Annotated in this window: 15 protein-coding genes, 1 tRNA gene and 1 other RNA gene; 4 read left to right on the top strand and 13 right to left on the bottom strand. The window is 38.0% G+C overall.

Annotated elements, in window-relative coordinates; all coding sequences use genetic code 11:
- Nucleotides 1-46 precede the first annotated feature (46 nt).
- Entirely contained in the window at nucleotides 47-778 is a 732-nt protein-coding gene (gene yaaA / locus H7U02_RS00700) for a peroxide stress protein YaaA (protein ID WP_037599334.1), read from the top strand.
- A gap of 31 nt (nucleotides 779-809) precedes the next feature.
- Here yaaA and nrdG read toward each other — a convergent pair whose 3' ends face one another.
- The 9 genes from nrdG to rpmB all read right to left on the bottom strand — a co-directional run bounded on the left by nrdG (nucleotide 810) and on the right by rpmB (nucleotide 7,716).
- A complete protein-coding gene (gene nrdG, locus H7U02_RS00695; RefSeq protein ID WP_060973092.1) occupies nucleotides 810-1,415 on the bottom strand; it encodes an anaerobic ribonucleoside-triphosphate reductase activating protein in 606 nt (201 codons plus the stop codon).
- 4 nt (nucleotides 1,416-1,419) lie between these two features.
- Entirely contained in the window at nucleotides 1,420-1,920 is a 501-nt protein-coding gene (locus H7U02_RS00690) for a GNAT family N-acetyltransferase (RefSeq protein ID WP_107372416.1), read from the bottom strand.
- Nucleotide 1,921: 1 nt separating this feature from the next.
- Complete coding sequence (locus H7U02_RS11445; protein WP_002885877.1) at nucleotides 1,922-2,053, bottom strand: hypothetical protein; 132 nt, start codon at nucleotides 2,051-2,053, stop codon at nucleotides 1,922-1,924.
- A gap of 89 nt (nucleotides 2,054-2,142) precedes the next feature.
- A complete protein-coding gene (nrdD, locus tag H7U02_RS00685; protein WP_002892109.1) occupies nucleotides 2,143-4,347 on the bottom strand; it encodes an anaerobic ribonucleoside-triphosphate reductase in 2,205 nt (734 codons plus the stop codon).
- Between the two features lie 98 nt (nucleotides 4,348-4,445).
- Nucleotides 4,446-6,092, bottom strand: a complete 1,647-nt coding sequence (locus H7U02_RS00680; protein WP_073689285.1) for a hypothetical protein — start codon at nucleotides 6,090-6,092, stop codon at nucleotides 4,446-4,448.
- Nucleotides 6,093-6,302: 210 nt separating this feature from the next.
- Nucleotides 6,303-6,608, bottom strand: coding sequence for a DUF1292 domain-containing protein (locus tag H7U02_RS00675; protein WP_002887079.1), 306 nt, complete (start codon nucleotides 6,606-6,608; stop codon nucleotides 6,303-6,305).
- 107 nt (nucleotides 6,609-6,715) lie between these two features.
- On the bottom strand, nucleotides 6,716-7,135 hold the full coding sequence (ruvX, locus tag H7U02_RS00670) for a Holliday junction resolvase RuvX (RefSeq protein WP_002887078.1): 420 nt from the start codon (nucleotides 7,133-7,135) through the stop codon (nucleotides 6,716-6,718).
- Nucleotides 7,135-7,401 carry an IreB family regulatory phosphoprotein gene (locus H7U02_RS00665; RefSeq protein ID WP_002885737.1) on the bottom strand — a complete coding sequence of 89 codons (267 nt, stop codon included), beginning with the start codon at nucleotides 7,399-7,401 and terminating at the stop codon, nucleotides 7,135-7,137. The genes ruvX and H7U02_RS00665 overlap by 1 nt, the downstream gene beginning before the upstream one ends.
- 126 nt (nucleotides 7,402-7,527) lie before the next feature.
- Complete coding sequence (gene rpmB, locus H7U02_RS00660; RefSeq protein WP_002885786.1) at nucleotides 7,528-7,716, bottom strand: 50S ribosomal protein L28; 189 nt, start codon at nucleotides 7,714-7,716, stop codon at nucleotides 7,528-7,530.
- A gap of 169 nt (nucleotides 7,717-7,885) precedes the next feature.
- Between rpmB and H7U02_RS00655 the strand changes: the two genes are divergently transcribed.
- The 3 genes from H7U02_RS00655 (at nucleotide 7,886) to H7U02_RS00645 (ending at nucleotide 9,509) form a co-directional block, all read left to right on the top strand.
- Nucleotides 7,886-9,154, top strand: coding sequence for a replication-associated recombination protein A (locus H7U02_RS00655; RefSeq protein ID WP_049529097.1), 1,269 nt, complete (start codon nucleotides 7,886-7,888; stop codon nucleotides 9,152-9,154).
- 86 nt (nucleotides 9,155-9,240) lie between these two features.
- A non-coding RNA gene (gene ssrS, locus H7U02_RS00650) (6S RNA) lies at nucleotides 9,241-9,436 on the top strand.
- Nucleotides 9,437-9,509, top strand: a tRNA-Lys gene (locus H7U02_RS00645).
- 86 nt (nucleotides 9,510-9,595) lie between these two features.
- Here H7U02_RS00645 and H7U02_RS00640 read toward each other — a convergent pair.
- The 4 genes from H7U02_RS00640 to H7U02_RS11600 are packed head-to-tail and all read right to left on the bottom strand — an operon-like array spanning nucleotide 9,596 to nucleotide 12,142.
- On the bottom strand, nucleotides 9,596-10,735 hold the full coding sequence (locus H7U02_RS00640) for a tyrosine-type recombinase/integrase (protein WP_003091984.1): 1,140 nt from the start codon (nucleotides 10,733-10,735) through the stop codon (nucleotides 9,596-9,598).
- Nucleotide 10,736: 1 nt separating this feature from the next.
- A complete protein-coding gene (locus tag H7U02_RS00635) occupies nucleotides 10,737-10,925 on the bottom strand; it encodes a DUF3173 domain-containing protein (protein WP_000369785.1) in 189 nt (62 codons plus the stop codon).
- 11 nt (nucleotides 10,926-10,936) lie between these two features.
- On the bottom strand, nucleotides 10,937-11,914 hold the full coding sequence (locus H7U02_RS00630; RefSeq protein ID WP_037601278.1) for a replication initiation protein: 978 nt from the start codon (nucleotides 11,912-11,914) through the stop codon (nucleotides 10,937-10,939).
- 45 nt (nucleotides 11,915-11,959) lie between these two features.
- Nucleotides 11,960-12,142, bottom strand: a complete 183-nt coding sequence (locus H7U02_RS11600) for a hypothetical protein (protein ID WP_080702562.1) — start codon at nucleotides 12,140-12,142, stop codon at nucleotides 11,960-11,962.
- Nucleotides 12,143-12,236: the final 94 nt, after the last annotated feature.

The following is a 12,236-nucleotide window of genomic DNA, read 5'->3' as shown; positions in this document are numbered from 1 at the left end:
GGATAGAATTCTTGACGAAATGCTTGCTTGACTTTACAATATCAGTATGATTAGATTTTTAATTCCAACCGCAAAAGAAATGAAGGCCAGTAAGGAAGTTCCGTCTCAAAAATTATCTGAAAAGAGTGCGGCTATCCTAACTGAAATGGCAAAATTATCCACAGATGAATTGTCCACAGCTTATAAAATAAAGCCTGAGCAGGCTGAGAAAGAGAAGCAGCGCTGGGCTGCGATTTTGTCTGGAGAAGCGAAGAACTATCCGGCTGTCGAGCTTTTTAATGGACTGATGTATCGTCACATCAAACGTAGTGACTTATCCACATATGAAAAAGATTTCTTAGGCCAACAAGTATTCATCACATCTTCTTTTTATGGAATCATTCCCGCTTTTTACCCGATTCAAGAACATCGTCATGACTTTCATACGAAGATCAAGGTTAATGGTCAGTCCTTAAAAAACTATTGGCGTGCTGAATATGACCAATTTCTAGAGGAGAGTCAAGTTCCAGTTGTTTCTTTGCTTTCAAGTGAATTTGAAGATGTTTTTAGTCCAACTCTTCGTAAGCAGTTATTCACGGTTAGCTTTATGGAAGACCGCAATGGGGTTCTTAAGACTCACTCTACGATATCCAAAAAGGCAAGAGGGGCTTTTTTGACAGCTGTTATGGAGGAGAATTGTCAAACGATTAATGCTTTACGAAAATTGTCTTTTGATGATTTTAACTATCGTGAGGATTTATCCTCTAACAATGAGCTAGTTTTTGTTAAAATCGTCTAAAAAAGTCTGAGTTATCAACTCAGACTTTTTCTTATAGCATATCTTTACGATCAACTTGTTCATAGTTAGTTTGACCGTCATTTAGTTTGTCCCAAATAACGACTGCTCCTTGATCAAGAGATTTTTTGACATCAATAATACGTTGATTAGATGATCCTCGAAACTGGAGCATAAGATTCTTTTTAGTGATGTCAAAGCGGCCGTCAACGAGAATATCAACGAGTTGAAGAAGTTCTAGTTTATCAGGGGTTTCAAGCATCAACTCCTCCCAAGTATACCCAGTCCAAGACCAGATATCTTTTTCCGGGAGTTCCTTACGAATGCGTTTGACTAAGGGAATGAGAATTCCTGTGTTTAGGAAGGGTTCACCACCAAGTAGCGTGAGACCTTGTACGTAAGGTTGAGCTAGATCCCTCATGATTTGTTCTTCAAGTTCTTTAGTATAGGGAATTCCTGCCTTAAAGGACCAAGTGGCAGCGTTATAGCATCCCTCGCAATGAAACATGCAACCAGAGACGTAAAGGGAGTTACGTACGCCTTCACCATCAACGAAATTAAAAGCTTTGTAGTCAATAATGCGTCCTAGGCTAAGCTCTTCAGACTTCCATTCCTGTGGTTTTGGTGTATTCCATGTCATGATTCTACTCCAAATCTATCCAATAGCGCTCAGTTTCATGGCGAATGTCCTCCAACTGACCACCGTTGGCCAATATAACAGCTTGGCTAGCAGGATTCTTGATACTACAAGTGACCAGAACACGATGAATATTCTTTTCTTTAGCTATTTGTAAGCCTTGACGGAGAGATTCTTTCGCATAACCCTTTCCTCGTTCGGATGGACGGATGGAGTAGCCGATATGGCCCCCTTTTTCTAGTAAGTAGTCATTTAATCGGAGACGAAGGTTGAGAAAGCCAAGAGCCTGGCCTGCTTCGTCAAAACTAACCAGCTGGATAGCAGGAACCCAGTTTTCAGGAATATTGAGTCCCGCTTCCGCTTGAAGATTTTCTTCTAGCCACTCTTCATAAACAAAATTGTTGGCGTTCCAAAATCCACCATCATGAGCAGCTTGCTCCCTTTCAAATTCAGCCATCATCTCTAAGATAGCTTCTTTATCTGTTTGACTTGGACGGCGTAAAATCATATTACTTCTTCTTTCCAGCTTTTTTCAAAAGGGCTTGGACACGTGCTTTTTTATCATTTTTGACGGTTGCATTTTTTTCGTGGTAACGTTCCACTTGTTGCATACCTTTATAATCTAATTGATATTTTCCCATAATATTCCTTTCTAAAAATGAAATAAGCAAAGCAGTTGGAAGGTATCATCCAGCTGCTTCTAGTTTATTATAATGTATTCTAGGTCTTATTAAAGGTGTTTACCTTCATATTTTATGGTTGAACCGTTCATGTGTTTGACTCGAGCTGAGATTTCTTTGTGGCGTCCTTTAACCATTGGGCGTGCCTGTGGATTTCCTAGATAACCGCAAGTACGTTTGACAACATCAACTGTTTTAGGATCTGTGTTGCCACAGTTAGGACACATGAATCCACGTTCTGTTGGGGTGAAGTCCCCTTCAAAGTCACACTTGTAGCATTTATCTATTGGAGTATTTGTTCCAAGATAACCGACACGGTCATAAGCAAAGTCCCAGACAGCTTCGAGTGCTTTAGGGTTTTGCTGGAGGACTGGATATTCACAATAATGGATGAATCCACCAGTTGCGCCAGCTTCTGGGTAAGCTTTTTCGAATTCTAATTTTTCAAATGGTGTTGGATTTTTACGAACATCGTAGTGGAAAGAGTTGGTGTAATATTCTTTATCTGTTATATCAGTCACGACACCGAATTTTTCAGCATCCAAACGACAGAAGCGATCAGTCAAACTTTCTGATGGTGTTGAATAAACAGAGAAATGATAATCATATTCGTCAGACCAACCTTCACAAGCATTTTTCATAGCTTTTACGATATTTAAAGTAAATGCCTTGGCTTCTAGATTTGTCTCCCAGTCACTACCATAAAAAACAGATGCTACTTCATAAAGCCCAATATAACCAAGTGATACGGTTGCACGGCGATGTTTGAAGAGTTGATCTACATTGTCGAATTTACCTAGACGTTGGCCAAAGGCCCCATACTGATAAAGTATAGGCGCATTAGCAGGTGTAGCTTCTTTGACACGTTCAACTCGATAGACGAGTGCATCTTTGGCAATTCCCATTCTTTCTTCAAAAATTTCCCAAAATTTATCTTGGTCTCCCTTAGATTCTAGGGCAATTCGAGGAAGATTAAGGGTTACAACCCCCAGATTCATTCGTCCAGAATTAACTTCAATACCATTTTCATCCTTCCACCCCTGTAGGAAGGAACGACATCCCATAGGAGCCTTGAAGGAACCCGTCAATTCAATGACTTTGTCATATGATAGGACATCCGGGTACATACGCTTTGTTGCACATTCAAGAGCTAGTTGCTTAATATCGTAGTTAGGTGAGCTAGGCTCTAAGTTAAGTCCACGTTTTAAGGTAAAAATCAGTTTAGGGAAAATAGCTGTACGGTGTTCGGAGCCAAGTCCTAAAATACGAACTTGTAGGATAGCCTTTTGGATTTCACGCTCAAACCAGCTTGTTCCCAAACCGAAACCCAGAGAGGTAAAGGGAGTCTGTCCATTTGAAGTGAAAAGCGTATTAATCTCATATTCAAGAGATTGCATAGCATCGTAGATATCTTTACGCGTTTTGGCGCGTGCATAATCTTCACGTTTTTCTTCAGCTACCCACTCTTTAGCATCAGCTAAGTGCTTTTTGTAGTTAAGTTTTGCGTAAGGAGCTAAAAACTCATCGATACGGTCAGCAGTACAGCCACCATATTGACTAGAGGCAACATTTGCGATGATTTGTGAAATTTGTGCTGTTGCAGTTTGAATGGATTTAGGACTTTCAACTTCAGCGTTACCAATTTTAAAACCATTTGCCAACATGCCTTTGAAGTCAATCAAACAACAGTTGGTCATAGGTGTGTAGGGGCTATAGTCTAAATCGTGGAAATGGATATCTCCCTTTTGATGAGCATTTGCCACGTGTGGAGGAAGCATCTTAAGTCCTACAGATTTTCCGACAATTCCTGCGGTTAAATCACGTTGTGTATTGTAAAGGTCGCTATCTTTATTAGCATTTTCATGAACAACAGCTTGATCTTTATTAACAAGTTTACTGATGGTGAAATTGATGTCAGTAGCCTGAGAACGCTCAAAATCACGTTTGGTACGATAGTTAATATATTCTTGAGCGATAGTATATTCGTTAGCTTCGAGTAACTCGTGCTCTACAATGCTTTGGATTTCATATATTTTGATATTTTGAGTGAAGCGGTCATTGATTTCAGCAACAATACGGTTGGCAATTCCCTCCAACTTTGCTTCAATTAAGGGTGTGATAGGTGTAATAGCTTCACTCGCTTTGAGAATAGCTTCATATATTTTACTTGAATCAAAGACAACCATACGACCATCACGTTTGATGACTTTGATATCAGGGTTGATTGTAACCTTTTCTTTTTCTAATGTAATCATCTAAAAATCACCTCGTTACTAATTATAGCACTAGGCAAAAAAAAATCAATATATTGTGGTATATTTTTATTCCAACCACTATATATTGATTTTTTGACCTATTTTAGGACATAAACAGTGTATCGTTTAACGCCTTTTACAGGGGCCTTTTTATAGTTTTTTGAAAGTGTAGATTTAACCTCAGAAGGTAGTTGTGTATCCTGTTGGACAACGATATATTGTGCTGAATCTTGGATAATAGTATCCGAAAGAGCTTTCTGATGACTAGATTTAGCTGTGTTAAGTTCTGGAAGAACAAATTGTGAGGCTGCTTTACGACTGCTTTCCAAATAAATCTTTGCTGAGGAATCGTAAACGTAAATCGTTTCATCTTTCTTGGTATTTTTAGAGAGGTAATTTGCAACAGTACTACGTTCAGTATTATTTCCTAAATTAAATAGGAACATAATGATTGGTATCGCAAAAGCGAATGCAAAGACTGCAATAGGTAAGAAGTAATTACGACTAAGGAAGATACCAAAAACTTTAAGTGTGTGAATCTGGTTACCATTACGACGTCGGTGAGAAGTTCGCTCTGCTCTCTTTTTAATAGCATCATCTAAAGAAAGTGCTGTTAAGACTAGACCATAAGGTACGATATTGAGCATACTGTAAAGTCCAAAGCTTTGAGAGAATAAGCTGTAAACCACTGTAAAGATAAAACTAAGGAGCAGTACCCACTTGATGCTCTTATCTTTAGCCTCGCCAAGAAGGTGGTTGCTAGTAGTAAGTGCACCAATAAGTAACCCAGAGCCTAAAACAGCAAAGCTTTGATAGGCTAGTGTAAGTAGAAAGTCATTTTTTTCTACAGCGAGTTGTGTAAAGTTGTAAACCAAAACTTGGTTAATGTAGTCCGATGTAATTTGTAAATTAAGGATAAAGTAAAGACATAGATACAATACTAGAATATTACCAAAAACAATACAAAGAACTTGATAAAAACCACGAGCAAAGTGTTTGTTGACAAGATTGTAAACGAAGATTGTCACAAGTGACAATATCCAGAAAATAAGAGTTCGAGCTTCAAAGAGGGCCCCGGCAGTTCCAGCAAAGCCGTAAAGAATAAAGGCTTCGTCACGACTATGACCCGCAAAGTAACGAGTTAAGAAGAAGATTGCACCTAGGACAAAAGGCATAGCAAATTGGATAGGGTAAAGCCCACCAAAGCCTAGTGTTCCATTAGTGACATAGAAAATAATACTAATTAGAGTGGCAATTTCCTTCTTACTTGTCATGTGCATGACAGTCTTGTAAAGGTAACTACCAGAAAGATAGTAGGCGAGGAATTGTATAGGAATTAGCCAAAGCGTTGATCCTAAACGGAAAGCCAGAGAAACCAGGAGGTAATAAAAGAATCCACCTGTCGCAAAAAAGTCAGAGTAAGGTAAGCTACCATTGGCAAACATTTTTGCAATATAAAGGTTTTGAGACTGTATATTATTGGCAAAGTCTGTAAAGCAGGGAACTGATATACTAAAAATACTTAAGATCAAACTGAAAATCAGGATATGACCTTTATGCTTCCATGGAAGTGAGATCTTAGTTTTTTTCTCTATTTGAGAAGAATCTGATTCTTCGGTATGTCCTTGAATTGTCACTTCAATCTTTTCGGATTGACTATCTTGTGTATGAGATCGATGGTGGCTTCGATGATAACCTTGGTAGCCACTTGAATCTACAGTATTGTCTTCGTTGTATGGACTCACAATTAAACTCCTTTGTTGACATTTGGAAAGTTATAAATAGAAGGGTCTTGCCTCCTAATTGTCTTATTTAAAGTATATCAGATAATACCATTTAGTCAATTTTCCTCTAATTTCTTACATTTAATAAAAAATATCTAAAAAAGAGACTGAGATACAATATCCCAATCTCTTTTTAACAAGCCATTTCTTTGCCTATGGCATTGAATATTTTTAGTTTTCGTCGATAAAGCTATTGAAAACTTCTTCGATCATATCCCATTCAGCATCTGAATCTTCAGGGATTGGTTGAAGGTCGCCTTCAGTACCGTCTTCATTTTCAGTGAATGAGTATGCTTGTATTTCGATTTCTCCATTAGCATCTTCTTCAGCACCAGCTGGTACTAAAAGAACATAGTTTTTACCAAATTCTTCGCGTCCATCAATAGTCAACAAGATTTCAAAAAGTGTTTCATTTCCTTGTTCGTCTACTAAAGTGATGACTTCATGATCATGGTTGTGGTCGTGATTGTGTGACATATTGTTCTCCTTTTTGAAGAGAGCGCTGAATAGTGAGGACAATCTAGTATATTTGCTTGTCAGTTTACTAGATTGTCACTTGACTATTAGGTCTCTATTACACTTTCTTAAAACATTCGATCGAGGTAGTTTTGTAGAATAAGTTGGGCAGCTAATTTATCAATAACTTTTTTACGTTTTCCACGGCTGACATCTGCTTGTTCAACTAACATACGCTCGGCTTGAACAGTTGTCAAGCGCTCGTCTTGGTAATCTACAGGAATTCCAAAGATTTCCTTGATTTTGTCACCATAGGCTTTGCTTGCCTCAACACGTGGTCCTTCAGTGTTATTCATGTTTTTAGGAAGACCAACAACAAATTTTTCTACCTTATATTCTTTAACGAGCTCGCCTAGTCGGTCGAAACCAAACTCTTCAGCCTCCTCGTCAATTTTGATAATTTCAACGCCTTGGGCTGTAAAACCGAGGGGGTCACTAATCGCAACTCCTACTGTTTTTGAGCCAACATCAAGTCCCATTACTCGCATTAGAGGTCAATTCCATTTCCTTTAAGATAATAGCGAACGAGTTCTTCAACGATTTCATCACGTTCGTATTTACGAATCTGGTTACGGGCGTCATTATAACGCGGAACATAAGCAGGGTCACCGCTCAGAACATAACCGACGATTTGGTTGATAGGATTATAACCTTTCTCAGCCAACGAACGGTAGACATTTGTCAAAGTATTACTGATTTCATCTTTGCTACCGTCGTCTAGGTTGAAACGAACAGTTTCATCTGTAAATCCCATACTGACACCTTCTTTCTATAAGAATTATCTGTTAGTTCTTTATTATAACATAAGTATACCCAAAAGGGAAAGATGATAAATAAAAAAAGAGACGACTGAAGTCATCTCTCTTAATATCCAATAAGATTAAACGCGTTCAACTTTACCAGATTTAAGCGCACGAGCTGAAGCCCAAACTTTTTTAGGTTTACCATCAACAAGGATAGTAACTTTTTGAAGGTTAGGTTTAACGGCACGTTTAGTTTTGTTCATAGCGTGTGAACGGTTGTTTCCAGAAACAGTTTTACGTCCTGTAAAGTAACATACTTTAGCCATTTCGTGTTTTCCTCCTAGGTAGAATTTATTACGGATGTGCTAGCACCACATACCAAAACATTCTATCATAAGAATTTAGGTTTGACAAGAACTATTTATGATTTCTTTTTGTAACAAAATAGTATATGCTTATTGTAATAAGAAAAAATCAGTTAAAAAAGGAGAGAAGATGCCAGATAATCTTGCTCTACGCATGCGTCCACGTACAATTTCAGAGGTGATTGGTCAGAAGCATCTGGTTGGTGAAGGTAAAATTATTCGCCGTATGGTAGAAGCGAATATGCTATCGTCAATGATTCTCTACGGGCCACCAGGAATCGGGAAGACCTCAATAGCTAGTGCTATTGCAGGAACAACAAAATTTGCTTTTAGAACCTTTAATGCTACAGTTGATAGCAAGAAACGCCTGCAGGAAATTGCGGAAGAGGCTAAATTTTCAGGTGGCTTAGTTCTGCTCCTAGATGAGATTCATCGTTTAGATAAAGCTAAACAAGACTTTTTATTACCACTCTTAGAGAATGGTAATATTATCATGATTGGGGCTACAACGGAGAATCCGTTTTTTTCTGTAACACCAGCCATCCGTAGTCGTGTACAAATATTTGAGTTGGAACCACTCTCTAACGAGGATATTAAGGAAGCTATCCTAGGTGTTTTAGAGGACAAGGAGCGTGGTTTTGACTTTGATGTCCAGTTAGATGATGATGCTCTAGATTTTATTGCTACGGCTACTAATGGTGATTTACGTTCGGCTTATAATTCGTTGGATCTAGCTGTCATGTCGACGCCAGCTTCAGAAGATGGGCTTCGCCATATTACTTTAGATACAGTGGAAAATAGTTTACAACGTAGCTATATCACCATGGATAAAGACGGTGATGGACACTATGATGTGCTCTCTGCTTTGCAAAAATCTATTCGAGGCTCTGATGTTAATGCCAGTCTTCATTATGCAGCGCGTTTGGTTGAAGCAGGAGATCTCCCTAGTTTAGCGCGGCGCTTGACTGTGATTGCATACGAGGATATTGGTTTAGCTAATCCTGATGCGCAAGTTCACACGGTTACAGCTTTGGAAGCTGCACAGAAAGTAGGTTTCCCAGAGGCGCGTATTTTGATAGCCAATGTAGTTGTTGACTTAGCTTTATCTCCTAAGTCGAATTCGGCTTATATGGCTATGGATGCTGCCTTGGCAGACCTTAGAAAATCAGGAAATTTACCGATTCCTCGTCATTTGAGAGATGGGCACTATGCTGGAAGTAAGGAACTGGGCAATGCACAAGATTACAAGTATCCCCATGCTTATCCTGAAAAGTGGGTCAAGCAACAATACCTTCCGGATAAATTAAGAGGTGTGAATTATTTCCAACCCAATGAAACCGGGAAATATGAAAGAGCTCTTGGAGCTAATAAAGACCGAATCGATAAGTTATCTAGATAATGCGAGAGGAATCAAGGAAAACGATTGCAAAAAAATTGATTTTTCCTCTTGCAATAATTTTCAAAAGTGGTATTATAAAAACATAGAAATTGCTGTGGTATACGAATCCACATATAAGTGTTGACCGACTAATTTTTGTATTATCGGGAGACAGAGGTCTATTAACAGTGTGCAGGCTGGCTCACCCAGAAGCAACTGAAGTTAGTAGCGAGTCGCCCACCTGCTTTTTTACGTCGCGGGTTCAATACAAACCGTGGATCATCGGTACCAATACAGCATCCAGCCTCCTTAGCTCAGTTGGTAGAGCAGTGGACTCTTAATCCATGGGTCACAGGTTCGAGCCCTGTAGGGGGCATAGAAATACAGAAGAAAAAGCCTTGATTTAAAAGGCTTTTTTGCTTGTCTATAACTGATTTGCCCCATCATTTGCCCCATATTTTTTTATGAGCAATCTTTCCAGACATCTTTGATTTGATTAAATTCCTCAAAAATTTTCTCCTCTAAAGTGTGTCCATATACTTCTACTAACATTGAAATATCTCTATGCCCTAGAATTTTTGCAATAACCCCAAGGTCAAATCCTTTGTGCCAGAGGTAACTTCCATAGGTATGACGTGCTCCTTTTGTCGTGATAATTGGATAAATATCTAATTCATTTAAAAGAACACTCAAAGCTTTATTGACACTAGCAATATCTGGTACCATATGAATATATCCATAATGCTGAAAAATCATTTTATACCTGTTCTTGATACCTAGCTCTTTATTAGCCTTCTCTTGTTCAATTTTTAGGACTTGTAATATCTTAATACATTCTTCGTCTATCGGTACCATACGAATAGACGTTTTGTTTTTTGGAGGGACAAATTTATGAGAAAGGGTATTAAACCTTCTATATGTTTTTAACAGTCCTCTGTCAAAGTCAACTTCATTCCAAGTTAACGCTATTAACTCTCCAAACCTCATCCCTGTTTTTAATAGAAAATAGACGATATAAGGAACAATTGATCGTTGGTAATCAAATTTTCTCTTTACTGCTAAAAGTAAATCCAGATAGTCCTTTTCTGTATGCAAATATTTCTCTTCGGTCATCTGTTGTTCTTTGGATGAAAATAACTCGACATGTTGTGTAAAATCATCTATTAGAACTTTGTCGGCAATTGCCATTTGGATGCTCTGATGGATTCCAGTATTCAATCTACCAAGAAAATTTCTACCAACTGTTTGCCCATACTTATTCATTATTCTTTGGTATTCACTCGCACGAATTTGAGTGACTTTTTTATTTCCAAATAATCTTTCAATTGTGTTTTTACGGAGAAGATATTTTTTCTTTGTCTCTTCCGACCTGCTACTCGGTAGAATTTTTAGTTCAAGCCATTCTTGATATAGATCTACAAGAGAAATATCTCTAGAAATTCTTTTCCCTAAACGAAGTTCTTGCAGAATCGGTTCAGCTTCTGACTCTGCAAGCTTTTTTGTTTTAAAACCGCTATTATGAGCAACAGTCTTTCCTTCGTTACGAATTTCATAGGTCCATAAGTTGCTATCTCCTCGCTTTCGATAACGAACACTTGCCATATTACGCCACCTCTGTTCCTAGAATCTCATTTACAACACTTTTTGGAACAACCATCAAACGTTTGCGATTATAAAATGTATAGCCTCGTGATACAAGTAATTCTCTTGCCTGATGAATGATATCATTCGCTGTATGAGGGCGATAGCCCATTTCAATTAATTCTTTGTTACTAATTAAATTATTATCCATAGTTATCCTCCTTAATTATTTTCTAAATTCAGAAACTCGCCTACAAGTAGTTTTAATTCTGTATTTAATTTAGGGAGATTCTGTATTAATACTTCTTTTAATTCTTCCGCAAATTGGTTCGTTTCTTCTCTCAATAATTTGCGGACTCTTGTTTTTTTCTTTTTGATGCTGTCAGATTTTAAATTTGGAAAAGCTAATGATAACAGTTCAGGATTATTGAGAAAGATAATTGTAAATGCTCTTTGCTCTACTCGAATATGTTCTAGCTTATAAAATCCGAAATTATCAAGTCGATTCATAATATCTTGGACCATCTCCTCACCAATCGCTTTGGTTCTGAGTTGGAACTCCAGTCTCCACCAAAACGGATTTACAGCCAAATCTAGCTTCTCTTCGCGCTTATGAGCAATGATTTCTTTGTTCTTATCATATAACCTAACTTGTACATTACTACCGCTAGAACCCCAATATTTCGTCTCTAATTCGCCCCCTCGACCATAGAAGACCTTATGGGTAACACCACCTTTAATATGTTGCAAATTAACGATTTCAGGCCTGTTAAAAATGTCAAATGCCAAATCAAAACGAGACAAACGTACCGTCAATGAATTCAATCTAGCAAAGTACATTAATTGTCGCCATACTTTCATTCCATCAAATTCTTTTAAAGTATTAGGATTGAAATCAATTCGAATCAATTGTTCACCTCCATAAGTGGATAATTGAAAAAATATAATATTGATCGAATCATACTCATTAAAAACTTTAGCTAAAGTAAAGACATCATCTCGAACATTATCATATATTTCAAATGAGTCAACTCTTGTACTTATTGCCTGTTTCAGATTTTTGAAAATTCGTCTTAGGGAACCAGTGTCTGTATCCCAGATAACCGTTAATCTATCAATACTGACATCTAACATCTGTACTAATTCTCCTATTTCACATCGTTCTTGAATGCTTCTTAAATCTTGTAAAGAAACCAACAAAATTGTCCCCCCTTCTTTTAGATTTTTTAGGTCTCAGAAACACCGTCAAATCAACGTTTGCTCGTTCCGTCGTTCTTTGGACGTTGTCCTAAGTGTACCTTTTTGCTGGCTGTTAGAATAGCCAGCTTTTGCTTGGCTAGAAATTGTCTGGACGACAGTCTGCAGGACTTCGCCTGACTTCCCGTCAGGCTCGTCCCTTGACCTTGTCCACACAATTTCTAGCTCCAAGGCTTCGAATAGTCATAAGTCATAGTCTCGCCCTCAACTTCCTCCTCACTCACTGTCCTTAAACTTACGAACCATTTTGTATAGTTTATAACTT

Origin of the sequence: Streptococcus sp. 3.1 (genome assembly GCF_016648915.1) — a bacterium.
Taxonomy (GTDB): Bacteria; Bacillota; Bacilli; order Lactobacillales; family Streptococcaceae; genus Streptococcus; species Streptococcus salivarius_E.
Note: the sequence above shows the minus strand (reverse complement) of the source record. Positions and strands in the feature narration are given on the sequence as shown.

What these genes read in the sequence shown, in the direction of transcription:
- nrdG (WP_060973092.1), bottom strand. Translation starts at nt 1,415, where the DNA reads ATGACATGGAATACACCAAAACCACAGGAATGGAAGTCTGAAGAGCTT.
- ruvX (WP_002887078.1), bottom strand. Translation starts at nt 7,135, where the DNA reads ATGCGAGTAATGGGACTTGATGTTGGCTCAAAAACAGTAGGAGTTGCG.
- yaaA (WP_037599334.1), top strand. Translation starts at nt 47, where the DNA reads ATGATTAGATTTTTAATTCCAACCGCAAAAGAAATGAAGGCCAGTAAG.
- H7U02_RS00690 (WP_107372416.1), bottom strand. Translation starts at nt 1,920, where the DNA reads ATGATTTTACGCCGTCCAAGTCAAACAGATAAAGAAGCTATCTTAGAG.
- H7U02_RS11445 (WP_002885877.1), bottom strand. Translation starts at nt 2,053, where the DNA reads ATGGGAAAATATCAATTAGATTATAAAGGTATGCAACAAGTGGAACGT.
- H7U02_RS00665 (WP_002885737.1), bottom strand. Translation starts at nt 7,401, where the DNA reads ATGGGATTTACAGATGAAACTGTTCGTTTCAACCTAGACGACGGTAGC.
- H7U02_RS00675 (WP_002887079.1), bottom strand. Translation starts at nt 6,608, where the DNA reads ATGTCACACAATCACGACCACAACCATGATCATGAAGTCATCACTTTA.
- H7U02_RS00655 (WP_049529097.1), top strand. Translation starts at nt 7,886, where the DNA reads ATGCCAGATAATCTTGCTCTACGCATGCGTCCACGTACAATTTCAGAG.
- H7U02_RS00640 (WP_003091984.1), bottom strand. Translation starts at nt 10,735, where the DNA reads ATGGCAAGTGTTCGTTATCGAAAGCGAGGAGATAGCAACTTATGGACC.
- H7U02_RS00635 (WP_000369785.1), bottom strand. Translation starts at nt 10,925, where the DNA reads ATGGATAATAATTTAATTAGTAACAAAGAATTAATTGAAATGGGCTAT.
- rpmB (WP_002885786.1), bottom strand. Translation starts at nt 7,716, where the DNA reads ATGGCTAAAGTATGTTACTTTACAGGACGTAAAACTGTTTCTGGAAAC.
- nrdD (WP_002892109.1), bottom strand. Translation starts at nt 4,347, where the DNA reads ATGATTACATTAGAAAAAGAAAAGGTTACAATCAACCCTGATATCAAA.